The organism is Pseudomonas sp. S06B 330 (assembly GCF_002845275.2).
In the GTDB taxonomy this organism is placed as follows: Bacteria; Pseudomonadota; Gammaproteobacteria; order Pseudomonadales; family Pseudomonadaceae; genus Aquipseudomonas.
Genome location: NZ_CP088149.1, coordinates 5,388,436 through 5,413,708, shown reverse-complemented (window position 1 = coordinate 5,413,708; position 25,273 = coordinate 5,388,436). Strand labels below are relative to the sequence as shown.

Here is a 25,273-nt window from a genome sequence, read left to right as displayed (position 1 = left end):
GCCCGGGTCAAGCAAATGATTGCCCAGCAGATCCAGAATGGCAGCTGGCCGCCGCACTATCGAGTGCCGTCGGAAAGCGAGCTGGTTAGCCAACTGGGCTTCAGTCGCATGACCATCAACCGCGCTTTGCGTGAGCTGACTGCCGAAGGGCTGTTGGTGCGCATGCAAGGCGTCGGCACTTTCGTTGCCGAACCCAAGACCCGGTCGGCGCTGTTTGAGGTCAACAACATCGCCGATGAGATCGCCGCCCGCGGTCATCAGCACAGTTGCAAGGTGATCACCCTCGCCGAAGAAGCGGCCGGCTCTGAGCGCGCCTTGGCCCTGGACATGCGTGAAGGGCAGCGGGTGTTCCATTCGCTGATCGTCCATTACGAGAATGGCATTGCCGTGCAAATCGAAGACCGCTTCGTCAATGCACAGATCGCCCCGGATTACCTAAAGCAGGACTTCACCCGGCAGACGCCCTACGCCTATTTGTCCCAGGTGGCGCCGCTGACCGAAGGCGAGCATGTGGTCGAGGCGATCCTCGCTGAGCCGGAAGAATGCCGCCTGTTACAAATCGAACAGAGCGAGCCGTGCCTGTTGATCCGCCGCCGCACCTGGTCGGGTCGTCAGCCAGTGACTGCCGCTCGTCTGATTCATCCCGGTTCCCGTCACCGTCTGGAAGGACGCTTCAGCAAATGAGCCAGTTGCAGGTTTTACGCGCCAAAGACTACCCCCGCATGCCGTGGAAAAACGGCGGCGGCAGTACCGAAGAGATCACTCGCGCCGGCGGCGCCGGCCTTGATGGCTTCGGTTGGCGCCTGTCGATTGCCGACATCAATGAGTCGGGCGGCTTCTCCAGTTTCACCGGCTACCAGCGGATCATCACCGTGCTCGAAGGCGAGGGCATGCGCCTGCAGGTCGATGGTCAGCCCACGCGGCCCTTGTTGCCGTTCGATGCCTTTGCCTTCAGGGGAGAGAGCCAGGTCAGTTGTACCTTGCTCGGTACCTCGATCAGGGACTTCAACCTGATCTATTCCCCCGAGCGTTACCAGGCTCGCCTGCAATGGCTCGACGGCACCCAGCGGGTGTTCAGCTCGTCCTCGACCCTATTACTGTTCGCCGTCTCTTCTCTGGTGGAGGTCACTGTGGCGGGGCAGGGTGAGCACAGGCTTGGCCGCTACGACTGCCTGCACCTTGAGGGTAACGACAGCCTGCAGACCCTCAACCTACAAGGTCACTGCTGCCTGATCGAATTGTCCCCGCGTTGAAACCGTAACAGTCTCGGCCACGTGTATGGGGCGAGGCTGTTACCGATTGACCCGAAGTGGTGCAACGCCACTGGTCGGCTGCTTCTCTCTGGAAACACCTCTCGTAAAAAATATTTCTAGCCAAGCTCAAGGATTACGGGGCTCTAGCGCCTGTGCTCGGGCTGCTTGACGGGGCGATTGCAGAAATTGGCATTTCAATTGCCTATGCTTGTACATACAAGTAAATATGTGTTTGTATGAGTGCCATGACACACCCAATGCCTGGGTTGGTTTGGACTGATCGCTTAGGAGCCATTTCCGTGACTGACAACAATTTCAAAAAATTCCGTGACGTCGAAATCCGCGCAGCCCGCGGCAACAAGCTCACCGCCAAAAGCTGGCTGACTGAAGCACCGCTGCGCATGCTGATGAACAACCTCGATCCGGAAGTGGCAGAGAACCCCAAGGAACTGGTGGTTTATGGCGGTATCGGCCGTGCAGCGCGAAACTGGGAGTGCTACGACAAGATCGTCGAGAGCCTGACCAACCTGAACGAAGACGAAACCCTGCTGGTGCAGTCGGGCAAGCCAGTCGGCGTATTCAAGACTCACAGCAACGCCCCGCGCGTGCTGATCGCCAACTCCAACCTGGTGCCGCACTGGGCCAACTGGGAACACTTCAACGAACTGGATGCCAAGGGCCTGGCCATGTACGGCCAGATGACCGCCGGCAGCTGGATCTACATCGGCAGCCAGGGCATCGTCCAGGGCACCTACGAGACCTTCGTCGAGGCCGGCCGCCAGCACTACAACGGCAGCCTCCAGGGCAAGTGGGTGCTGACCGCAGGCCTGGGCGGCATGGGCGGCGCCCAGCCACTGGCCGCGACCCTGGCCGGTGCCTGCTCGCTGAACATCGAATGCCAGCAGAGCCGCATCGACTTCCGCCTGAGCAGCCGCTATGTCGACGAACAGGCCAAAGACCTGGACGACGCCCTGGCGCGCATCGCCAAGTACACCGCCGAAGGCAAGGCCATCTCCATTGCCCTGCTGGGCAACGCTGCCGAAATCCTGCCTGAACTGGTCAAGCGTGGCGTGCGCCCGGACATGGTTACCGACCAGACCAGCGCCCACGATCCGCTCAACGGTTACCTACCGGCCGGCTGGACCTGGGAACAGTACCGCGACCGCGCCCAGACCGACCCCGCAGCCGTGGTCAAGGCCGCCAAGCAATCGATGGCCGTGCACGTACAGGCCATGCTCGATTTCCAGAAGCAAGGTATCCCGACCTTCGATTACGGCAACAACATCCGTCAGATGGCCAAGGAAGAAGGCGTCAGCAATGCCTTCGATTTCCCGGGCTTCGTACCGGCCTACATCCGTCCGCTGTTCTGCCGCGGTATCGGTCCATTCCGCTGGGCGGCGCTGTCGGGCAATGCCGAAGACATCTACAAGACTGACGCCAAGGTCAAAGAGCTGATCCCCGACGACGCGCACCTGCACAACTGGCTGGACATGGCCCGCGAGCGCATCAGCTTCCAGGGCCTGCCAGCACGCATCTGCTGGGTAGGCCTGGGTCTGCGTGCCAAGTTGGGCCTGGCGTTCAACGAAATGGTCCGTAGTGGTGAGCTGTCGGCGCCGATCGTTATCGGTCGCGACCACCTGGACTCGGGCTCGGTTTCCAGCCCGAACCGCGAAACCGAATCCATGCAGGATGGCTCCGACGCCGTCTCTGACTGGCCGCTGCTCAACGCCCTGCTCAACACCGCCAGTGGCGCGACCTGGGTCTCGCTGCACCACGGTGGCGGCGTCGGCATGGGCTTCTCCCAGCACTCGGGCATGGTGATCGTCTGCGACGGTACCGATGAAGCGGCCGAGCGTATCGCGCGTGTTCTGCACAACGACCCGGCCACCGGTGTCATGCGTCACGCCGATGCCGGTTACCAGATCGCCATCGACTGCGCCAAGGAACAAGGCTTGAACCTGCCGATGATCACAGGCTGATCTTCGCCAATTGGTTGATACTGATATCTATGCAGGCGAATACGCCTCACGAGTACGGAGCATTAACGTGACTGAATTGACCCTGAAGCCCGGCACCCTGACCCTGGCTCAGCTGCGTGCGATCTACAAGCAGCCGGTAAAACTCAAGCTGGATGCCAGCGCCGATCAGCAGATTGACGCGAGTGTCGCTTGTGTCGAGCAGATCCTGGCGGAAAACCGCACCGCCTACGGCATCAACACCGGGTTCGGCCTGCTGGCCTCGACCCGCATTGCCAGCCACGACCTGGAAAACCTGCAACGTTCGCTGGTGCTGTCCCACGCCGCTGGCGTTGGCGCGCCAATCGATGACGCCCTGGTGCGCCTGATCATGGTGCTCAAGGTCAACAGCCTGAGCCGTGGTTTCTCTGGTATTCGCCGCAAGGTCATTGATGCGCTGATCGCGCTGATCAACGCTGAGGTTTACCCACACATCCCACTTAAAGGTTCGGTGGGGGCATCCGGCGACCTGGCGCCACTGGCACACATGTCGCTGGTGCTGCTCGGCGAAGGCAAGGCTCGCCACAAGGGTCAGTGGTTATCGGCTACCGAAGCCCTGGCGGTTGCTGGCCTTGAGCCGCTGACCCTGGCGGCCAAAGAAGGTCTGGCCCTGCTCAACGGCACCCAGGCGTCCACCGCTTTTGCCCTGCGAGGCCTGTTCGAAGGGGAAGACCTATTCGCCGCCGCCATGTCGGTTGGTAGCCTGACCGTTGAAGCCGTATTGGGTTCGCGTTCGCCGTTTGATGCCCGTATCCATGAAGCCCGTGGCCAGCGTGGTCAGATCGACGCCGCCGCCTGTTACCGCGACTTGCTTGGTGACGGCAGTGAAGTGTCGGCTTCGCATCAGAACTGCGGCAAGGTGCAAGACCCGTACTCCCTGCGCTGCCAGCCACAGGTCATGGGTGCGTGTCTGACCCAGTTCCGCCAGGCCGCCGATGTACTGGTGGTCGAGGCCAACGCCGTTTCCGACAACCCGCTGGTATTTGCCAACGAAGGTGACGTGATCTCCGGTGGCAACTTCCACGCCGAACCTGTCGCCATGGCGGCCGACAACATGGCCCTGGCCATCGCCGAAATCGGTTCGCTTAGCGAGCGCCGCATCTCGCTGATGATGGACAAGCACATGTCCCAGCTGCCGCCGTTCCTGGTGGCCAATGGTGGCGTCAACTCGGGCTTCATGATCGCCCAGGTGACCGCCGCTGCACTGGCCAGCGAGAACAAGGCCCTGGCTCACCCGCACAGCGTCGACAGCCTGCCGACCTCTGCCAACCAGGAAGACCACGTGTCGATGGCCCCGGCTGCCGGCAAGCGCCTGTGGGAAATGAGCGATAACGTGCGCGGCATTCTGGCTGTGGAATGGCTGGCTGCTTGCCAGGGCCTGGACCTGCGTGAAGGTCTGAAAACCTCGCAGAAACTCGAACAAGCCCGCCAGACCCTGCGCAGCAAGGTCGCCTACTACGAGAAAGACCGCTTCTTCGCCCCGGACATCGAGGCGGCAATCGCCCTGCTGGCCGAAGGTCACCTGACCGGCCTGCTGCCGGCCAAGGTCCTGCCTAGCCTGTGACCCTCGGGCTGGCCATTGTGCCAGCCACCTGCCGCACGGACCTTTATGGGTCCGTGCCGCTTTTCGCTTACAAAAAAAACAGGACGCGAAATGCACACTCAAGCACAAGGACTCACGCGCGGATTGAACGCGCGTCATATTCGCTTCATGGCATTGGGCTCGGCGATCGGTACCGGTCTGTTCTACGGTTCTGCCTCGGCCATCCAGATGGCTGGCCCGGCCGTATTGCTGGCTTACCTGATTGGTGGTGCCGCTGTCTTCATGGTGATGCGCGCGCTGGGTGAAATGGCCGTGCACAACCCGGTGTCCGGCTCCTTCGGCCAGTACGCCAACACCTACCTGGGGCCCATGTCCGGGTTCATCCTGGGTTGGACCTACGCCTTTGAAATGATCATCGTCTGCCTAGCCGACGTCACGGCCTTCGGCATCTATATGGGCTTCTGGTTTCCGGAGGTGGCCCGCTGGATCTGGGTGCTGGGCATTGTCTTCCTGATTGGCGGCCTGAACCTGTGCAACGTCAAAGTGTTTGGCGAGATGGAGTTCTGGCTGTCGTTGCTCAAGGTCGGCGCCATCGTTGCAATGATTCTGGCTGGCTTCGGCATCATGGCGTTCGGGTTGAGCAATGCCGATGCCGGTAACGCGGTGGGCGTGAGCAACTTGTTCGACCACGGCGGTTTCATGCCCAATGGCGTCGGCGGTCTGATCGCCTCGTTTGCGGTGGTGATGTTCGCGTTCGGTGGTATCGAAATCATCGGTATCACTGCCGGCGAAGCCAAAGACCCGCAGCGTGTGATCCCCAAGGCGATCAACGCCGTACCTTTGCGTATCTTGCTGTTTTATATCCTCACCCTGTTTGTACTGATGTGCCTGTATCCGTGGCCGCAGATTGGTAGCCAGGGCAGCCCGTTTGTGCAGATTTTCAGCAACCTGGGGATCGCTTCGGCCGCGACCGTGTTGAATATCGTGGTGATCTCGGCGGCGGTGTCGGCGATCAACAGCGACATCTTCGGTGCTGGGCGGATGATGTACGGCCTGGCTCAGCAAGGTCATGCCCCCAAGGGCTTTGCCAAAATCTCCCGACATGGCGTGCCGTGGATGACCGTGATGGTCATGGGCGCAGCCTTGCTGGGAGGTGTGGTGCTCAACTACCTGATTCCGGAAAACGTGTTCCTGCTGATTGCCTCGATCGCCACCTTTGCTACTGTTTGGGTCTGGTTGATGATTCTGGTCACCCAGGTTGCCATGCGCCGCAGCATGAGCCGTGAAGAGGTTGCCGGGCTCAAGTTTCCGGTGCCGTTCTGGCCGTATGGACCCGCCGCGGCGATTGCCTTCATGCTGTTCGTGTTCGGCGTGCTCGGTTATTTCCCTGATACTCAGGCAGCGCTGCTGGTCGGTGTGGTCTGGGTACTGTTCCTGGTCGCCTCTTACCTGCTGTGGTGCAAGCCGCGGGCAGCGAAAGGCGAGGTGCCGCTGGCCCAGGATCCTTCCCAACTTCAGCGCTAGAAACGGAGACATTGCATGAGAACCCTCTGGCAGCACTGCCATGTCGCGAGCATGGCCCAAGGCACTTACTCGAGTATCGAGGATGCGGCGATCGTGACCAGTGCCGGCCACATTGAGTGGATCGGTCCGCGGCAGTCGTTGCCAGACCTGACGGCCGAGCGAACTGTGGACCTGCGCGGCGCCTGGGTAACCCCGGGGCTGATCGACTGTCACACCCATGCGGTATTTGGCGGCAATCGCAGTGGTGAGTTCGAGCAGCGTCTGCAAGGGGTCAGCTATGCCGAGATCGCTGCCCAGGGTGGCGGTATTGCCAGCACCGTACGGGCGACCCGCGCAGCGACTGAAGATGAGTTGTTCGCCAGCGCCCGCCAGCGGGTTCAGGCACTGATGCGTGATGGCGTCACCACCCTGGAAATCAAGTCCGGTTACGGCCTGGACCTGGCCAATGAGCGCAAGATGCTCAAGGTCATCCGCCGCCTGGGTGAGGAGCTGCCGCTGAGCGTACGCAGCACCTGCCTTGCCGCGCACGCCTTGCCGCCTGAATACAAGGACCGTGCCGACGATTACATTGCCCACATCTGCGACGAGATGCTCCCGGCCCTGGCCGCCGAAGGTCTGGTTGATGCGGTGGATGCGTTCTGTGAGTACCTGGCGTTTTCCCCGGCTCAGGTCGAACGCGTCTTTATCAAAGCACGTGAGTTGCACCTGCCGGTCAAACTGCACGCCGAGCAATTATCGTCGCTGGCAGGTTCCAGCCTGGCCGCGCGTTATCAAGCGCTATCGGCCGATCACCTCGAGTTCATGACCGAGGACGATGCCATTGCCATGGCGGCGGCTGGCACCGTTGCCGTGCTGTTGCCTGGCGCGTTCTACTTCTTGCGCGAGACTCAACTGCCGCCGATGGACGCATTGCGCAAGCACGGGGTGAAGATTGCCGTGGCCAGCGACCTCAACCCCGGCACCTCGCCAGCGTTGTCGCTGCGGCTGATGCTGAACATGGCCTGTACGTTGTTCCGCATGACCCCGGAAGAGGCTTTGGCGGGCGTCACTACCCATGCCGCGACTGCACTGGGTTTGGGTCAAACCCACGGCTCACTGGAGGTAGGTAAGGTGGCAGACTTCGTTGCCTGGCAGATCGAGCGTCCGGCGGATCTGTGCTATTGGCTGGGAGGTGACCTGCCCAAGCGGGTGGTGCGCCTGGGCCGCGAAATTTTCAATTGAAGGAGGGCCTATGGACAAGGTACTGAATTTTCATCAAGGCAGCTTGCCGCTGCTGATCAGCATGCCTCACGCCGGGCTGCGCCTGACGCCTGTGGTCAAGGCCGGGCTGGTGCAGCAGGCGCAAAGCCTGCCTGACACCGACTGGCATATTCCGCAGTTGTACGATTTTGCCCGTGAACTGGGCGCCAGTGTGGTGGCGGCCGAGTACTCGCGCTTTGTCATCGACCTGAACCGTCCGGACGACGATAAGCCGCTGTACGCTGGCGCTACCACCGGCTTGTACCCGGCGACCCTCTTTGAAGGTGAGCCGCTGTTCCAGGCCGGCAAGGAACCGTCTGCCGAAGAGCGGGCAGAGTACCTGGAAGGAATCTGGCGTCCTTATCACAACACTGTTCGTAGTGAGCTGGCCCGCTTACGCGAACAGTTTGGCTATGCGTTGCTGTGGGATGCCCATTCGATCCGTTCGCACATCCCACACCTGTTTGAAGGAAAACTGCCCGACTTCAACCTGGGTACATTCAATGGCGCCAGTTGTGATCCACAGTTGGCTGAGCGCTTGCAGAACGTCTGCGCCAGGGCTGAGCACTACACTCATGTGCTCAATGGCCGCTTCAAGGGTGGGCACATCACCCGTCATTACGGCGATCCGGCCAACAATATCCATGCCGTGCAATTGGAGCTGGCGCAAAGTACTTATATGGAAGAGGTGGAACCATTCGCCTACCGTGAGGACCTGGCCACACCGACCCAGCAGGTACTGCAGCAATTGATCGACGAGATGGTGAACTGGGGCCGAGAGCGTTACAGCGTCTGAGTGTGAGCCAGCCGGCCTGCAGCGATCGCCCGCTGCAGACCGGCATCGTGCCGATGGGTCAGCGGTATAGCAGCCCTTCCTCTATTGTCAGTTCATGAATCAGCTTTTGTTCCTGGCGTTGCTTGTCAGCTTCCAAGGCTTTGAACTGATCGCTCAGATCATCAAGTGGCACACCTTCAAAGCGGTCAATCATCGCGTTCACTTCCTTCTGGTAGGATTCTTCGACCGCTGTGAACCGCGCGGTGTAGGTCTCGCGCAGGTATTGAGTCCAATGCTCATTAGCCGCCGCGTAGTTCAAGAACGACTCACCGCGTTCACCCTGCAGGACCAGGCTGCGTGCCATGTGCAGCTCGGTTTGGTCGATCTGGGCGTTCACCTCGTAGAGCATGCTGTCGGGCGCCAACGGCAGCTTCAGATCCTCGGCCAAATGCAGTCGATAGGCTAGGCGTACCTCAGCTTCGTCCCTATTACCACCCCTCTGGCGAGCGATGTTGTCCAGCTCCTGCAATCGATACAGGCGTTGAATCAGCTGGTAAAGGTGCTGTCCGCGTTCTGCCTGAGGCACATTGCTCAGGGATTGCTGGGTAAATACATGCGTCTCGATTTGATTGAACACCAGCAAGGCGCCGTCATGACAGGTCTGGGCCCCTGTGTCAGGTTGCACGAGCGCATCCTGGGCCATCGCGTTGAAGAGCGTTAGTTCGTCACTGTTGGTTGCCGCAAGCCCTAACACGCGCCAGACCCGCTCAGAGAATCTGATTCGGCTTTGCTGGTTGCGGTAGGGTGCCGCCTGTCTTAAACGCCCAACCAGCGCCAGCAAGTTTTCCGCGCTGGGGAACTGTTCGAGCTGTTGCCACAGGCGCCGATGGCTTTCGTTTTCGTCTACGGTTCCGAGCAGCCATGCTTCAACATTAGGTGTATCTCCCGGTGCATAGGGAATTGGGCTGTGGACATGATTGCTTCCACTACTGGCATTGCTGCTTGAGCCGTCCCCTGGCGGTGAGAGCTCAAGAATATCCTCAGGTAGATCCATGTCGAAGCTGTAGCTGCTCTGGTCTCCCTGCGAGAGGTGGGCACGGCGCATTGAGGCGTGACTCAGCGGGTTGTCAACCAGTGATATCGCCGTGGAAGAGTCTTCATTGCGAGGGTTGTCCAGAATGTGCTCAGGAAGTTCGGTGATATGGTTGCCACTCAGGTCCAGTAGATCCAGTGGCTGCAGGCCCTCTACCCAGGAGGGCCAGGTGCGCAGTTGCGTGTTGCTCAGATTGAGTCGACGCAGGAGTTGAGGCAGTTCCACTGCCCCTTGGGTGAACGGCACCAGGCGGTTGCCGGAAAGGTCCAACTGGGCGAGGTTGCCCATGAGCGAAAAGATCTGCATCACCTGCGGTTCTATTACCAGGCCTTGGTCGCGCAGTGCTAGCCGGCTAAGTGAGGGCAGCTCCAACAGGGCCCAGGGCGGCTCGACCATCGGTTGAACGTGTCCTTCGAAGGTCAGTTCGTTCAACTGTTGAAAGCGTCTTAGAAACTGATCGATCTGTGATGCAGAGGCCCTCACCCGGGTCAGCACCATGTTGCGAACCCGTTGATAGAACAATGCAGGCAACTGTCGAGGAAAGTCCTCCAGCGCGATGTCGGTAAGTCGCAAAGGGGCTAGAAGTTCGCCTTGGCTCTGGGTGGCCCAGTAATCCAATATCGCAGTGGCGACCTGATTTCTTGACTGTATAACATCTGCGCTCGGAGGGGCGGACGAGCTGGAGGTGTTTACCCAACCGTCAACGGCATCATGTACCTGTTGTTGCTCTTCCCTCAGCTGTATCAAACGTCCTTGGAGGGCGGCAGGTACATCGACATTGAAGCTGAACTGCCGGGGTCTACCATCGTTGCTCAGTTGCAGTCTTTCGAGCTGGTCGGCAAGGATGATGTTGCCTTGCAAAGAGATGACAGAGTGATGCTCGGTATTGATTTCGTTTCTGAGCAGAAAGTCAGGCAATGCCGTGATCCTGTTGTCGCGCAGGGAGACCGTGCCGATGTGTTCCAGTGTTTCTCTGCTCAACCAGTTCGGCCAACGGTCGAACGTCATGCGATCAAGTCCAAGGTAGTTCAATTGCATGCGGTTGAAATTGAATGTTGACCATTGCGACAACCGGTTGCCGCTCAACTCCAGCCTTTCCAGGCGTGACAGCGTCTGGAGTCTTTCTACATCCAACGCATAGAACACGATGTTTTGATTGCTCAGGGTCAGTTCCCTGAGCATGGGAAAGCTATTGACGATCAGCGCGAGACTGCTTGAGAACCCTGAAGGTGCTGCGAAGGGGTCATAGGTGCGATTGATTTCTAGCGACTGCAGGCGGGGAAAGTGCTGGAAAAGTGCTGCCAGTTGTCCCTCGTACTCAGTCCAGCCCTCAGAGGCACCTGACGAAGTCTCAAGGGGGACATCGATAAGTTGCAGGCGTCTGACCCGCGACGTGCTGAACCCGGGCAGGTGTTGCGGGAACTCAGCAATGTAAGTTTGTTCCAGGCGCAGGGGCGCATCCAGGCCGCCGATCTCTGGCAAGGCACTTTCAGACCACTGTCGCCAGAGCGCGTTGCTGATTTCGAGCCGGCTGCTAAGGAGTCTGCCCAAGTGGGCAGTCGTTCCCGGTTGTGCACGCCATTCGTCCAGACTGGTTTGCAGTGCATTGCTCTCACTTTCCACTTGGCGAAGCCTGGCGTTGATCTCTACTCGTGTCAGCCCGTTACCTTCCAGGGCTAGCAGGATGTCCTCGGCCGATCGGGATGTGTGCTCGGGTAACTCCAGCGTACGGATCATGTCCAGCAGTGTTTGCCGGCTGATGTCGTCGCTCAATGTTGCTCTGCCGCTCAAGGGGTAGCCTAGGCGACCATCGGCTAGACGCATGGGGGCGCGGAATCCTTGCCGCTGCATGCCCAGCCACCTTCTGAGGATCCAGCGTGGCAATTGCGGAACTTGACGAATCTGCTCCCTGAGCGCTATCGCGCTCGACACGCCAGAGGTGCCAAGTGCCTCGCGGTGTGCTTCGGGCAGGGCTGCATGCAACGCGTCGTAGAGCGTGTCATGCAAGATGATCGGGTAGCTTGAGCCATACATATCCGAGGCCACATAGCCGTCGGGGGCGCGAGTGATTTTCTTGCGGATTTTGGCTTGGTCGGGGCCGACGCTGTCGATCAGTCCCGCCAAGTGCTTGCCTTCGTGCATCTCGATCCGGATGTCGGTAGGCCAGCCAGGGATGTGCTCAAGCGTGTGTAGGATCAGAATGTCGCTATCTGGATTGTGTACCGACTCCAGGTACACCCCCTCATATGCGCGGGTGAGGCGCACATGCTGCTGATAGGCGTGGATCTCTTCGCCAAGGCGTCGGGGCACTTTTGCACCGATCAGCGTTTGCAGCTCGCTTGGGCTGGCGTTGCGTAACAGTTCCTCGGTGATGGGCGCAGGGAGGTTTGGATACACCCGTTGAATCACGGCGGCACCTGCTACCTGACTTGCGGGCAAGGCTCGATAGCGTCTTTGAAACTCTGCGCGACGTATTCTTGCCGGTGCATTCGGTAGTGAGTGCCTGATCTCCAAATCCAGTTTGAAGCGCTGCAGGGTGTCTTCCAGCAGTGCTGGCAGCCTTTGTTGCTCGCTGAGTATTCGACGAAGAACGCTTTCATCGGTGTTGCTGATGCGCAGGATTTGTAATGCGGTCTCTTCGCTGAACGCCGCGCTGAGATGGCCCAGGCGTCGGAACAATGCCATACCCTGCCATTCACGTGGCCTGTCCAGTTCATGCAGCCAGGCCCCAGCACCGTTGTGGCGCAGCGGGGGCTCGTAGCTCAGGGATTTGCTCGGACTCAAGAGCCTGTATTCGCCACTGGCGGGTGAATGTTTGACTGAGTAGGTCTTGTCTTCAAGCGCCAGCCAGGTTTTGCCTTCGTAGTGATACAAGCCGAACTCATCCGGCTCGAGCCCTGCTGGCAGCACGATGTCATGCGCGAATGGCTGTAGGTCAGGCCACCATAGGCGGTCTTCGCCGCTGGGCAACTTAACAGGCCTGAGTTCGTCGATGAACGATGGCATTTCCACTGGAATCCGCTCAACGGCTGGTGTGCCGCCCTCGGCACCGCCCCCCGCCGCGCTTAGGGCCACCGTGAGCGCCACGTTGTCTACCACATCCATCAGGTAACTGAGTGCTTGCTGTCGATCGCCTTTGGCCCAAAGGTCTATGCCTTCAAAGACTTCGTAGCTAAGTTGAATAGCCGTCAAACCGAGCATCAGTTGCCCCAGCCCAGGCACGAAAAAACCGCCGAGCGCGAGCGCATTGAAAGCCAGCCCGGTAAAGTAGGCGCGGCGTTTGTCGGCCGTTTTCTGATCTTCAAGTGCCGTGGATACGGCATGGAATAGCGCATCGTCCTTGAGCCGCTGTCGCTTTTGGGTGACCAGTTCGTCAAGGAACGGCTGAGTGAACGGCTGCAAGGTTACCGGGAGCCAAGCCTCGGGATCAGGTGCTTGGTCAAACGTCTGCGTGCTTGAATTCCAGGTTGCCGGCTGCAGGCAGTCGCGCAAGGCGCTGATGAAGTTGTGCTTGTCACGCTCAGGTGTCAACGCTCGTAAATGGGGCACATGGACTGCCCGCAGTTGCTCACGTAGGTAGGCTTGCACCTCATGAACCGTGGTGTGCATCTTCAATGGGGTTGGCGCCCCCGGCAGGTAAGTCACCAAGACGCCTTTGTACGGTAGCAACAAGGGGTCGTATGCCAGGAGTCGTTCAGGCGAAGGCACGACACCAATGACCAGGGCACCGGTCAAGGTGACGTCAAAAATGTTCATGAAGGCGCAGCGAATCGGACTGCCCTGATAGTACGCCGGCTCACCACTGGCGAGCGTGAGCAGTGCCTCGTATAGAGCCTTGTCGATCGTCTTGCTCAAATAAGCCCTGTGCAGGTGCAGACGCAAGGCTGATTGCTCGGCGTTGCTGAACGCCTGCCATACCGCGCGAGACGCCGTGTTGTCTGAATCGCCGAGGGGGTGGTAGATCGCGTCAATCAAAGCCTGATATTTGCCCCCAATGTCCAGATCACGTGACAAGGCCGCAAAGGCGTCAGGGGCTAGCGCGACAGGGTTGCCCGTCGGTTTGACGAAAAGGAACTGGTCGCTGTCGACGATCACCGACGGCAGTTGGTCTTCGTCCAGGCCACCAGGCTGCGCTTCCGATGCTTCGAAATTTTGCATGGCGCAATGCAGCAAGGATTGAGTCGCCAGTTTCAAGGCGCGCTGACCATCGGCGATTGGGTCGCCATTGAGGCTCAGTTTGTACGCAGCGGCTTTGCTGGCGTTGATCAAGTACGTTCGGCTTACGTCCAGGTCCAGGTTGAAGCGCTCTCGCAGGGCCTGGGTCAGCATCTGTGTAGCGAACGGTTGCAGCTCAGGCAGTGGATTGAGGAGTGCTTGTACCTCGGCTTCATACTTTCGATGCAATTCATATTCTTGCACCAGCATTCGAGCCATTTGTGGGTCGGCCAAGCAGGCCGCTTCAAACCACGGTGCAGGAGTTTTGCCGGATACACGTAGTTGTTTCAAGGTAGCGGGTGTGGCATTGGATAGCCAGTCAGGTACCTTGCTGGTGATTATCCGTTGCGCGTGAGGGATTATTTCGTCAGGCGCTGTAGCTGCGCGGTCGGGCGGTGTGGCCAGGTTTTTCATGAAGGAGCCTCGCGTGATGGGGCTCTGATGCTATTGCCTGTTTTGCACCGCAAGGCCATAACATGATCTATCAGGTGTGCCGGTTTCCCCGGTGCGAGGGGCATAGCGCATCGACATGACACTGGGGCATGCTCTAAGCGCAATTCAGGTTTATGATGCCCAACGGCAGAATAATTCCCACACGGAGTGCGTAATGCAGACCTTGTACCCGCAGATCAAACCTTACGCCCGGCACGATCTGGCCGTGGAAGCACCGCATGTGCTGTATGTCGATGAGAGCGGTTCACCGGAAGGTCTGCCGGTGCTGTTCATCCATGGCGGCCCAGGTGCTGGCTGTGATGCCCAGAGCCGCTGCTACTTCGATCCCAACCTGTATCGGATCATTACCTTCGATCAGCGTGGATGCGGGCGTTCGACCCCCCATGCCAGCGTGGAAAACAACACCACCTGGCACCTGGTTGAAGACATGGAGCGCATCCGCAAGCATTTGGGTATCGACAAATGGGTCTTGTTTGGCGGCTCCTGGGGTTCAACCCTGGCCCTGGCGTATGCCCAGACTCACCCTGAGCGCGTTCACGGTCTGATTTTGCGCGGTATCTTCTTGTGTCGCCCGCAAGAGATCGAGTGGTTCTACCAGGCCGGCGCCAGCCGGATGTTCCCAGACTACTGGCAGGACTATATCGCGCCGATTCCGGTGCAAGAGCGCGGTGATCTGGTCAAGGCTTTCCACAAGCGTCTGGTCGGCAACGATCAGATTGCCCAGATGCATGCGGCCAAGGCCTGGTCCACCTGGGAAGGGCGCACGGCAACCCTGAGGCCCAACCCGTTGGTGGTCGACCGCTTCTCCGAGCCGCAGCGTGCGCTGTCGATCGCTCGCATTGAATGCCACTACTTCACCAACAATGCGTTCCTTGAGCCGGACCAATTGATTCGTGACATGCCCAAGATTGCCCACCTGCCGGCGGTGATCGTGCATGGTCGCTACGACGTGATCTGCCCGCTGGACAATGCCTGGGCATTGCATCAGGCCTGGCCGAACAGTGAGCTAAAGGTGATCCGTGATGCCGGTCATGCGGCTTCCGAGCCTGGTATTACTGACGCCTTGGTTCGTGCTGCCGACCAGATGGCCCGGCGCTTGCTCGATTTGCCTCAGGAAGAAGCATGAAGGGGTTGCTGCAACGTGTGCGTGGTGCGCGGGTAGATGTAGACGGCAAGACGGTAGGGGCAATCGACCAGGGCCTGCTGGTGCTGGTCGCGGTTGAGCCTGCTGACACCAAGGCTCACGCCGATAAGCTACTGCATAAGCTGCTCAACTACCGGGTGTTCAGCGACCCTCAGGGCAAAATGAACCTGTCGCTCAAGGATATTGGCGGAGGCCTGTTGCTGGTGTCGCAATTCACCCTGGCCGCTGATACCCAGAGTGGCTTGCGTCCGAGCTTTTCTACCGCAGCGCCACCGGCCCTCGGCGCAGAGCTTTTCGATTATCTGCTGGCCCAGGCGCAGGCTCTGCATGGCTCGGTAGCCAGTGGTCAGTTTGGGGCTGACATGCAAGTGCACCTGGTCAATGATGGCCCCGTAACATTTATGTTACAAATCTGATGACAAAAAACCCCTGTTTGCAGGAAAACAAGGGGTTTTGTAGCATAAATAGTTGGTTTGGCCTGATGCGTTGTAACGCTGCCTACTGGATAATCGCGCGCTATGTGAACCTGCGTTCGTGGGTTCGTTTCACTCTGACTTGAGACTGTCCGGAACCGTTTGGGGAATCATTGCGCCCTTTCGGAGTCCGAACAGTGCTCGCCAACCTGGCATATGTCGCTGGCCGTTGGTTTATTCATCTGTTTTTCGGCGAGGGTTGCTCGTGATTGTAAGTCCCTGTAATGCACCAAGAACTCCCGGCAATCGGCTGCGCAAGGCCTTGTTGGCAGGCGCAACGCTGGTCGGCCTGTTCAGCGCTGGCCAGCTCTGGGCGTTCAACCTTGACGATGTGGCGGCCAAGGCAAAGGATCTTGCCGGACAGAAGTACGAAGCGCCGAAAAGCAATCTGCCGGCCGAATTCCGTGACATGAAGTACGGCGACTACCAGCAGATCCGTTTTCTGACGGAAAAAGCTGAGTGGGCCAAGGAAAAGACGCCGTTCAAGCTGTCTTTCTATCACCAGGGCATGCATTTCGACACGCCGGTGAAAATCAACGAAGTCACCGCGACCAAGGTCGAAGAGATCAAGTACGACCCAAGTCGCTTTGATTTCGGCAACGTCAAGTTTGATCCCAAGGCGACTGAAAACCTGGGTTACGCCGGTTTCCGTGTGCTCTATCCGATCAACAAGGCTGACAAGCAGGATGAGATCATGACCCTGCTGGGCGCGAGCTACTTCCGCGTGGTTGGCAAGGGCCATGTCTATGGTCTGTCCGCCCGTGGCCTGGCGATCGATACCGCGCTGCCGTCCGGCGAAGAGTTTCCGCGTTTCACCGAGTTCTGGGTCGAGCGCCCGAAACCTACCGACAAACATCTGGTGATTTACGCACTGCTTGATTCGCCGCGTTCCACCGGTGCCTACAAGCTGACCCTGCGTCCAGGCAGCGACACCATTGTCGACGTCAAGTCCAAGGTGTTCCTGCGTGATCACGTCAGCCGCCTGGGCATTGCCCCGCTGACCAGCATGTTCCTGTTCGGCGGCAACCAGCCATCGAAGGTGCTTAACTACCGTCCGGCCCTGCACGACTCCGAAGGTCTGTCGATCCATGCCGGTAACGGCGAATGGCTGTGGCGTCCGCTGAACAACCCGAAACACCTGGCGGTGAGCAATTTCAGCGTCGAGAACCCGCGTGGTTTCGGCCTGCTCCAGCGTCAGCGTGAGTTCAGCCAGTTCGAAGACCTCGATGACAACTATCAGAAGCGTCCAAGTGCCTGGATCGAGCCTGTCGGTGACTGGGGCAAGGGGACTGTTGACCTGGTAGAGATTCCGACCGCCGACGAAACCAACGACAACATCGTTGCGTTCTGGAGCCCGGAAAAACTGCCAGAGCCAGGCACCCCGTTTGAATACGCCTACCGCCTGCACTGGACCATCGACGAGTCTGAGTTCCACTCGCCGAAGCTGGGCTGGGTCAAGCAGACCCTGCGCTCGACCGGTGACGTCAAGCAATCCAACCTGATTCGTCAACCTGACGGCAGTGTGGCCTTCCTGGTCGACTTCGAAGGGCCGGTACTGGCTAAACTGCCAGAAGATACCGCCGTACGTAGCCAGGTCAGCGTCGGTGACAACGCTGAACTGGTCGAGAACAACCTGCGCTACAACCCGGAAATCAAAGGCTGGCGCCTGACCTTGCGGATGAAGGTCAAAGACCCGAGCAAGTCCGTGGAAATGCGTGCAGCGCTGCTGCGTGACGTTCCGGTCGAGCCGGCTAAGCCAGCCAAGCCGAGCAAACAGGACAAGGCCGCGGCCAAATCTGCCAAGGCTGAGAAACCTGCCGAGCAACCAGCCGCCGATGCGGCGTCCACCACTGGGGCACCGGCCACCACCGAACAGGTGTTGACCGAGACCTGGAGCTATCAGTTGCCTGCCGATGAGTAACTCTCAAGCCCGGCCAGAATCGCTTGGCGAATACCTGGCCCATTTACCACTGAGCGATGAGCAGCGGGCAGAACTTGCCAGCTGCACCTCGTTCAGCGAGCTGCATCAACGTTTGTCGGCCCAGCCGGGCGCGCGTGATGCCGAAGCTGTGCAGGCTTCGGTTGGCGAGCGCCTGAACCTGAACAGTGCCGAGGCCCTGCACGATGCCGAGATGTTGGCGGTGGATGGCAGCGGCCGGGTGTGCCTGAAGGCCACGCCGCCGATCCGGCGTACTCGGGTGATTCCTGAGCCGTGGCGCACCAACATCCTGATTCGCGCCTGGCGCCGCCTGACCGGCCGCACTAACGCTCCGGCTCCGGCCAAGCGTGACCTGCCCAAGGCGCGCTGGCGCTGGGTCGGCTCCATGCGCCGCTACATTCTGCTGGCACTGATGCTGGGGCAGACCATCGTTGCCGGCTGGTACATGAAAGGTATTCTGCCGTACCAGGGCTGGTCGTTCGTCGACCTTGACGAAATCACCCACCAGCCGCTGTTGCAGACTGCTAGCCAGGTCTGGCCGTATGCCTTGCAGACCAGCATCCTGATTCTGTTCGGTATCCTCTTCTGCTGGGTGTCGGCGGGTTTCTGGACCGCCTTGATGGGCTTCCTCGAGCTGTTGACCGGCCGCGACAAGTACCGCATTTCCGGCAGCAGTGCTGGCAACGAGCCGATCGAGGCTGGTGCGCGTACCGCCATCGTCATGCCGATCTGTAACGAAGATGTGCCGCGCGTGTTTGCCGGCCTGCGGGCGACCTTCGAGTCGGTGGCTGCCACCGGTGATCTGGACCGCTTCGACTTCTTTGTACTCAGTGACACCAACGACACTGATATTGCCGTGGCCGAGCAACAGGCCTGGCTGGAAGTGTGCCGCGAGGCCAAGGGCTTCGGGCGTATCTTCTACCGGCGCCGTCGCCGCCGAGTGAAGCGCAAAAGCGGCAACCTCGACGACTTCTGCCGTCGTTGGGGCGGTGATTACCGCTATATGGTGGTGCTCGACGCCGACAGCGTGATGAGTGGCGAATGCCTGACCAGCCTGGTCCGTCTGATGGAAGCCAACCCTGACGCCGGGATCATCCAGACTGCACCGAAGGCTTCGGGCATGGACACCCTGTATGCACGCATGCAGCAGTTTGCTACCCGCGTCTACGGCCCGTTGTTCACCGCTGGCCTGCACTTCTGGCAGTTGGGCGAATCGCACTATTGGGGTCATAACGCGATCATCCGGATGAAGCCGTTCATTGAGCACTGCGCTTTGGCGCCGTTGCCCGGAAAAGGTGCGTTCGCCGGTGCGATCCTCTCCCACGACTTCGTTGAGGCGGCGCTGATGCGTCGGGCCGGCTGGGGCGTGTGGATTGCCTACGACCTGCCAGGCAGTTACGAAGAGTTGCCGCCGAACCTGCTCGACGAACTCAAGCGCGACCGTCGTTGGTGCCACGGCAACCTGATGAATTTCCGCCTGTTCCTGGTAAAAGGCATGCACCCGGTGCACCGCGCGGTGTTTCTCACCGGGGTGATGTCCTACCTGTCGGCACCGTTGTGGTTCTTCTTTCTGGTGCTGTCGACGGCGCTGCTGGCGACCAATACCCTGATGGAACCGCAATACTTCCTGGAGCCGCGTCAGCTGTACCCATTGTGGCCGCAGTGGCATCCGGAGAAGGCCATCGCGCTGTTCTCCACCACCATCGTGCTGCTGTTCCTGCCCAAATTGCTCAGCGTCATTCTGATCTGGGCCAAGGGCGCGAAGGAGTTCGGCGGGCGCTTCAAGGTGACGCTGTCGATGCTGCTGGAGATGCTGTTCTCCATGTTGCTGGCGCCGGTGCGGATGATCTTCCACACCCGCTTCGTCCTTGCCGCCTTCCTCGGCTGGGCAGCAACCTGGAATTCGCCGCAGCGTGACGACGACTCCACACCGTGGAGTGAAGCGGTGCGCCGTCATGGTCCACAGACCCTGTTGGGCGTGGCCTGGGCCCTGCTGGTGGCCTGGTTGAACCCAAGCTTCCTGTGGTGGCTGGTGCCGATTGTCGGTTCGCTGATGCTGTCGATCCCGGTTTCGGTGATCTCCAGTCGCGTGCACCTGGGCCTGCGTGCCAAAGATGAGAGCCTGTTCCTGATTCCTGAGGAATACGCTACGCCGCAGGAGCTGCTGGCGACTGATCGGTACACCCACGAGAACCGCTGGCACGCCCTGCACGACGGTTTCGTCCGGGCCGTGGTCGATCCGCAGCAAAATGCCTTGGCCTGTGCCTTGGCTACTGCCCGTCATGGCGTTGCAGAGCCGATCGAAACGTTGCGTGCCGAGCGCATCGCAAAGGCGCTGGAAGTTGGCCCAGATGGCCTGGATGGCAACACCCGTCTGGCCCTGCTCAGCGACCCGGTTGCTCTGGCGCGTTTGCATACGCGGATCTGGGGCGAGAAAAACGAGGCTTGGCTGGGTGTCTGGCGGCAGTCGATAGCCAACGACCCGCACTCGCCGTTGTTGCCGTTGCATCCGGAGCCTGTGGCGCAGCCTTCTCTGGCCAGCGCCTGAGAGGGTGTGGGAGCGGATTCATCTGCGCCCCTACGCAGGTGAATCCTCCCCCACAGAATCGCCGGCCTCTGCAAAGACGCCGGCGATGCTTTTTCTGCGATCAACAAGCAACAAAGTCATCACCGCCTATATGTAGCGTGGCGCTCATGCGTTAGCATCCCTCTCGAATATCTCGCACCCGTCTGTAGGACGGTTCGCGCTAAAAATAAAATTCGAGCTTTCTTGCTGGGGGATCTGGTGATGTTTAAAAAATATCTGTCGATGCTGCTGGTCGGCGTCACCGCGCTGGTCGCGGTCAACGCGGCTCAGGCAGCCGGCGCCATTGATGAAGCGGTCAAGCGTGGCACCCTGCGCGCAGGCATGGACCCCACCTACATGCCGTTTCAGATGACCAACAAACGTGGCGAGATAGTTGGCTTTGAAGTCGATATCCTCAAGGCCATGGCCAAGTCCATGGGCGTCAAGCTGGAGATGGTCTCCACTGCTTACGACGGCATCATTCCGGCCCTGATGACCGACAAATTCGACATCATCAGCAGCGGCATGACCCTGACTCAGGAACGCAACCTGAAGCTGAACTTCAGCGAACCCTTCATCGTTGTCGGTCAGACCCTGCTGATCCGTAAGGAACTGGCGGGTGAGATCAAGTCTTACAAAGATTTGAACAATGAGAAGTACCGCCTGACCTCCAAGCTCGGTACCACCGGCGAGCTGGTTGCCAAGAAGCTGATCGGCAAAGCCCAATACCACGGCTATGACAACGAGCAGGAAGCGGTGATGGACGTGGTCAACGGCAAGGCTGATGCCTTCGTCTACGATGCGCCATACAACGTCGTGGCCGTGAACAAGGCCGGTGCTGGCAAGCTGCTGTTTTTGGACAAGCCGTTCACCTTCGAGCCGCTGGCCTTTGGCCTGAAGAAAGGCGACTACGACAGCCTGAACTACATCAACAATTTCCTGCACCAGATCAAGCACGACGGTACCTACGATCGAATCCACGACAAGTGGTTCAAGGACACCGCCTGGCTCAAGGACATGGAATAAGGCCGGAGCACTACGCCCGGTTTGAAACCCGACGCGCAGGCTGGCCCTGCGCGTTCGCTTTTACGGAAGTACCCTTAAGTGATCAAACACAAGAAATCCCAGTGGCCCTGGCACGGGCTGACCGCTCTGGTGCTGATCGGCCTGGCGGTGAGCCTGTATTACGCGACCTCGATGATTTCCTACGAGTGGCGCTGGAACCGAGTGCCACAGTATTTTGCCTACCAGGCTGAAGTCGCCCAGCGCGCCGTCGAGAACGGCACCATCGAAGCCATCGTCAGCAAGGGCGATATGGCCAGTGTCACGGTGCGTGACGAGAGTGGTGGTGAGCAGGTCTTTGAGGTCGAGCAGGCCAGTGTGCAGTTGTCGCGTGGCGATGATGTGGCCGAAGGTGACCTGATCGGCGTTACCCATCACTGGGCGGCCGGGCCGTTGGCCTGGGGTTTGTGGACCACGGTTTGGATCTCGGTTGCATCCGGCGTGCTGGGACTGCTGATCGGCTTGTTTGCCGGTTTGTGCCGTTTGTCGAACAACCCGACCCTGCGCGATCTGTCCACAGTTTATGTTGAGTTGGTGCGCGGTACGCCGCTGCTGGTGCAGATCTTCATCTTCTATTTCTTCATCGGCACGGTGCTCAACCTGTCCCGTGAATTCGCTGGGGTTGCCGCGCTGGCCTTGTTTACCGGCGCCTATGTGGCCGAGATCGTCCGCGCTGGCGTGCAGTCGATTGCCAAGGGCCAGGGCGAAGCGGCGCGTTCGCTGGGCTTGAGTGCTGGTCAGTCGATGCGTCATGTCGTCTTGCCTCAAGCGTTCAAGCGTGTGTTACCACCGCTGGCCGGGCAATTCATTAGCCTGGTAAAGGACACCTCGCTGGTCTCGGTGATTGCCATTACCGAATTGACCAAGAGTGGGCGTGAAGCGATCACTACCTCGTTCTCGACTTTCGAAATCTGGTTCTGTGTTGCCGGCTTGTACCTGTTGATCAACCTGCCGCTGTCGCACATGGCCAGCCGGCTTGAGCGGAGGCTTGCGCAAAGTGATTGAAGTTCGTGATCTGGTAAAAGTCTTCGATACCCGTGGTCAGGTGGTGCGTGCGGTCGATCACGTCAGCACAGACGTGGCCAAGGGTGAAGTGCTGGTGGTGCTGGGGCCGTCAGGCTCGGGTAAATCGACGTTCCTGCGCTGCCTGAACGGCCTGGAGTCGTTCGATGAGGGCACCGTCGCCATCGATGGCCTGCAGTTGGCTGACCCGAAGACTGACGTCAACGCGTACCGCCGTGAAGTCGGTATGGTCTTTCAGCATTTCAATCTGTTCCCGCACATGACCGTGCTGGAGAACCTGTGCCTGGCGCAGAAGGTCGTGCGCAAGCGCGGCAAGGCTGAGCGCGAGGCCAAGGCCCGGGCGTTGCTGGAAAAGGTTGGTATCGGTCAGAAAGCCAATGAATACCCCTCGCGCTTGTCTGGTGGCCAGCAGCAGCGGGTGGCCATTGCCCGTGCCCTGGCGATGGACCCGAAGGTGATGCTGTTCGATGAGCCGACGTCGGCGCTCGACCCGGAAATGGTCGGTGAAGTGCTCGATGTCATGAAGACCCTGGCCCTGGAAGGCATGACCATGGTCTGCGTCACCCATGAAATGGGTTTTGCCCGGGAAGTGGCGGACCGGGTGCTGTTCTTCGACCATGGCAAGCTGCTGGAAGACTCACCGCCTGAGCAATTCTTCACCTCGCCTAAAGACCTGCGCGCCCAGGCCTTCTTGCGTCAGGTGCTCTGAGCCCCTTGCCACTAAGCCTTTGCTGATTGTTTGTGGGAGTCAGCTCCCACATCAAAAAACAAGCTCGGCAGCAGCGCTACTCGCTGCAGCCGCTGCCGAGGCACGAGGCTGCGATCGACTGCAGGGCAGTCACCACTTGGGCACCGCGTTGGGCCTGACGAATGGCGGTGCCAGGGCTTTGCGGCCGTTCACGCCCGATCGCCGCCTAACGGCAGCGGCTACAAGGGGCCAGTCAACGCAAGTACTATCGGATTACAGGCTGAAGCGGCCTACCAGCGTCTGCAGTTGACGACCTAGTCGCGCCAGCTCCACGCTCGACGCTGCGGTTTCTTCACTGGCCGTACTGGTCTGGTCCGACACCTCCCGGACATTGATCACACTGCGATTGATTTCTTCAGCCACTGCACTTTGCTCCTCGCTGGCGGTGGCGATCTGCTGGTTCATGCCCTGGATATTCGACACCATGCGGGTAATCTGCCCCAGCGCATCACCGGCCTTGCGACTGAGTTCGACGCTGTCGTGGCTCAAGCTTTTGCTGCTGTCGAGCAGGCGCGTGACCTGATCGGTGCCGTCATGCAGATTGCCAATCAGTAGCTCGATTTCTTCAGTGGAATGCTGGGTACGTTGTGCAAGCCCGCGAACTTCGTCGGCGACTACGGCAAAGCCACGGCCGGCCTCTCCGGCTCGCGCCGCTTCAATGGCTGCGTTCAGGGCCAGCAGGTTGGTTTGCTCGGAGACTGACTTGATCACATCAAGAATGCTGCCGATGCGCAGGCTTTCGCCGGCCAACTGATGCATGGCATCGATCGAATGGTCCACCTGCCTGGCCAGCTGTTCGATCTGTTCTACCGCCTCTGCGACGACTTGATCACCGAGCTGCGCCTGTTCGTCCGCCGCAGTGGTGGCCAGGGAGGCTTGTTCGGCATTCTGTGCGACTTCATGAACCGTTGCGCTCATCTGGTTCATGGCCGTGGCCACCTGATCGGTTTCATCCTTTTGCTGCGCTACCCGGACCTTGGTCTGCTCGCTGACCTCAGCCAATTGTTCTACCGCTGCAGACAACTGGCCGATACCCTGGTCAATTCCTCCGATCAATTCGCGCAGGCTGAGGGTCATGGCTTGCATGCTGTTCTGCAACTGGCCCAATTCGTCGCGCCGCTGGACCGTTTCGGTCAGTTGCAGGTCGCCCTTGGCAATGCGTGCAGCCAGCGCCAGGGTCTGCTTGAGTGGGGTGGTGATCTGTCGGGTAATCAACCCGGCCGCCAGCATGCCCAGCACTAAGGCCAGAAGCGCTTCGCTGGTCAGTACTGCTTGTGCTTCAACGGCTTCGAAATCTCGCTTCTCGATCTGTTTTTCACTCAATTTGGCACTGGCATCACGAAGTTCAATGCCCAGCTGCTCCAGTGCATTTTGCGTGGTTTCCACGGCGATGGCTGCGCGTCGAAATTGATCCAGGCTGTCCTGGTAGCGGCTCAGTGCTGAGCCTAGGGAGGGCTCGTTGTGGCCGGACGGTTCCAGAATCTGCAGCAACTGCGCAAGCGCCTGTTTGGCATTGTCGAGCGCGACCTGGCCGACACCGGCAAATTGTTCAACTGGCGCAAAGGTATAAGCCGGAACGAGGCTTTGCTGGTTGGCGACTTCAATCTGCCGGGCCAATGCTTGGGTGAGGTTCAGAACACGGTCCTGGCTACTCTGCAGTGCTTGGTTCTCTACCTCGTCAACTAGCTCGGCTAGGTGCTGCTCTGCGCCTTGCATGGCTTGCTGGCGTGCCTGACGCAACGCTACCGCTTGCTGCAATTGCTCAAAGGCCTGTCGAAAACGCTGCACTGTTTGCAGCATGGCGGCGATCATCTGCCGATCCTCAGGTTCATCATAACGATCTAGCATCGCTGCCAGCAGCTCATGCAGTACCCTCAATGACTGTTCGAGCTGGGTCTTGCTCTGGGCGTCGTTGAGTACCCGGAAGGTAATGCGTTCGGCTCTGAGGTCTTTGCCGATGTCATTGAGACGAGCGATTTCCTGGAGTTTTTCTGAGCGAAGGATGGCGTCGTCCAATGCACGCCAACCACTGAAAGTGATCAATAGGGTCAGTAACAGCACCAAGGCAAAGGCCAGGGTCAGCTTCAGTCTGACGCTCATGTTGCCTAGCATCCGATTCACAGGTCCGAACATGGGTGTCTCCAGTAGTTGAGGGATAACCGACGCCTGGAAGGGGAGGCGCCGCACCTTGCTCATCGGCTGGTCGGA

At 59.5% G+C, this 25,273-nt stretch carries 16 protein-coding genes and 1 pseudogene; 14 read left to right on the top strand and 3 right to left on the bottom strand.

Annotated features, from left to right (window positions below; genetic code table 11):
• The first annotated feature begins 15 nt into the window (after window positions 1–15).
• The 7 genes from hutC to hutG all read left to right on the top strand — a co-directional run bounded on the left by hutC (window position 16) and on the right by hutG (window position 8,370).
• Window positions 16–684, top strand: coding sequence for a histidine utilization transcriptional repressor HutC (gene hutC / locus CX511_RS24375; protein WP_231353500.1), 669 nt, complete (start codon window positions 16–18; stop codon window positions 682–684).
• Window positions 681–1,253, top strand: coding sequence for a HutD/Ves family protein (locus CX511_RS24370; RefSeq protein WP_101293767.1), 573 nt, complete (start codon window positions 681–683; stop codon window positions 1,251–1,253). Before hutC ends, CX511_RS24370 begins: the two co-directional genes overlap by 4 nt.
• A gap of 299 nt (window positions 1,254–1,552) precedes the next feature.
• Window positions 1,553–3,232: a urocanate hydratase gene (hutU, locus tag CX511_RS24365; protein WP_045181862.1), complete on the top strand. Its 1,680-nt coding sequence runs from the start codon at window positions 1,553–1,555 to the stop codon at window positions 3,230–3,232.
• 67 nt (window positions 3,233–3,299) lie between these two features.
• A complete protein-coding gene (gene hutH, locus CX511_RS24360) occupies window positions 3,300–4,832 on the top strand; it encodes a histidine ammonia-lyase (RefSeq protein ID WP_045181865.1) in 1,533 nt (510 codons plus the stop codon).
• 90 nt (window positions 4,833–4,922) lie between these two features.
• Window positions 4,923–6,335 carry an L-histidine transporter HutT gene (locus tag CX511_RS24355; RefSeq protein WP_101293768.1) on the top strand — a complete coding sequence of 471 codons (1,413 nt, stop codon included), beginning with the start codon at window positions 4,923–4,925 and terminating at the stop codon, window positions 6,333–6,335.
• A 15-nt stretch (window positions 6,336–6,350) separates the two neighbouring features.
• Window positions 6,351–7,556, top strand: coding sequence for an imidazolonepropionase (hutI, locus tag CX511_RS24350; protein ID WP_045181871.1), 1,206 nt, complete (start codon window positions 6,351–6,353; stop codon window positions 7,554–7,556).
• Between the two features lie 10 nt (window positions 7,557–7,566).
• Window positions 7,567–8,370: an N-formylglutamate deformylase gene (hutG, locus tag CX511_RS24345; RefSeq protein ID WP_045181874.1), complete on the top strand. Its 804-nt coding sequence runs from the start codon at window positions 7,567–7,569 to the stop codon at window positions 8,368–8,370.
• A 58-nt stretch (window positions 8,371–8,428) separates the two neighbouring features.
• On the opposite strand, the gene CX511_RS24340 is transcribed toward hutG, so the two are convergent.
• The gene (locus CX511_RS24340; RefSeq protein WP_101293769.1) at window positions 8,429–14,071 is read right to left on the bottom strand and encodes an NEL-type E3 ubiquitin ligase domain-containing protein; all 5,643 of its coding nucleotides are present in this window, start codon (window positions 14,069–14,071) and stop codon (window positions 8,429–8,431) included.
• 193 nt (window positions 14,072–14,264) lie between these two features.
• On the opposite strand from CX511_RS24340, the gene pip reads away from it, so the two are divergent.
• From pip to CX511_RS24305, 7 genes are all read left to right on the top strand, one after another.
• Window positions 14,265–15,236, top strand: coding sequence for a prolyl aminopeptidase (pip, locus tag CX511_RS24335; protein WP_045181878.1), 972 nt, complete (start codon window positions 14,265–14,267; stop codon window positions 15,234–15,236).
• Window positions 15,233–15,670, top strand: coding sequence for a D-aminoacyl-tRNA deacylase (gene dtd, locus CX511_RS24330; protein WP_045181881.1), 438 nt, complete (start codon window positions 15,233–15,235; stop codon window positions 15,668–15,670). The genes pip and dtd overlap by 4 nt, the downstream gene beginning before the upstream one ends.
• A 262-nt stretch (window positions 15,671–15,932) precedes the next feature.
• Window positions 15,933–17,648, top strand: a complete 1,716-nt coding sequence (locus CX511_RS24325; RefSeq protein ID WP_045181882.1) for a glucan biosynthesis protein G — start codon at window positions 15,933–15,935, stop codon at window positions 17,646–17,648.
• Window positions 17,641–20,214 carry a glucans biosynthesis glucosyltransferase MdoH gene (gene mdoH, locus CX511_RS24320; RefSeq protein WP_045181884.1) on the top strand — a complete coding sequence of 858 codons (2,574 nt, stop codon included), beginning with the start codon at window positions 17,641–17,643 and terminating at the stop codon, window positions 20,212–20,214. Before CX511_RS24325 ends, mdoH begins: the two co-directional genes overlap by 8 nt.
• 240 nt (window positions 20,215–20,454) lie before the next feature.
• Window positions 20,455–21,258: a transporter substrate-binding domain-containing protein gene (locus CX511_RS24315; RefSeq protein ID WP_045181886.1), complete on the top strand. Its 804-nt coding sequence runs from the start codon at window positions 20,455–20,457 to the stop codon at window positions 21,256–21,258.
• A gap of 78 nt (window positions 21,259–21,336) precedes the next feature.
• The gene (locus tag CX511_RS24310) at window positions 21,337–22,299 is read left to right on the top strand and encodes an amino acid ABC transporter permease (protein ID WP_045181888.1); all 963 of its coding nucleotides are present in this window, start codon (window positions 21,337–21,339) and stop codon (window positions 22,297–22,299) included.
• Complete coding sequence (locus tag CX511_RS24305; protein WP_045182427.1) at window positions 22,292–23,026, top strand: amino acid ABC transporter ATP-binding protein; 735 nt, start codon at window positions 22,292–22,294, stop codon at window positions 23,024–23,026. Before CX511_RS24310 ends, CX511_RS24305 begins: the two co-directional genes overlap by 8 nt.
• Before the next feature lie 252 nt (window positions 23,027–23,278).
• Here CX511_RS24305 and CX511_RS25760 read toward each other — a convergent pair whose 3' ends face one another.
• On the bottom strand, window positions 23,279–24,004 hold the full coding sequence (locus CX511_RS25760) for a methyl-accepting chemotaxis protein (RefSeq protein WP_425312579.1): 726 nt from the start codon (window positions 24,002–24,004) through the stop codon (window positions 23,279–23,281).
• Window positions 23,978–25,165 (bottom strand): annotated as a pseudogene (locus CX511_RS25755) (methyl-accepting chemotaxis protein); the annotation flags it as partial. The pseudogene CX511_RS25755 and the gene CX511_RS25760, both read right to left, overlap by 27 nt.
• Window positions 25,166–25,273: the final 108 nt, after the last annotated feature.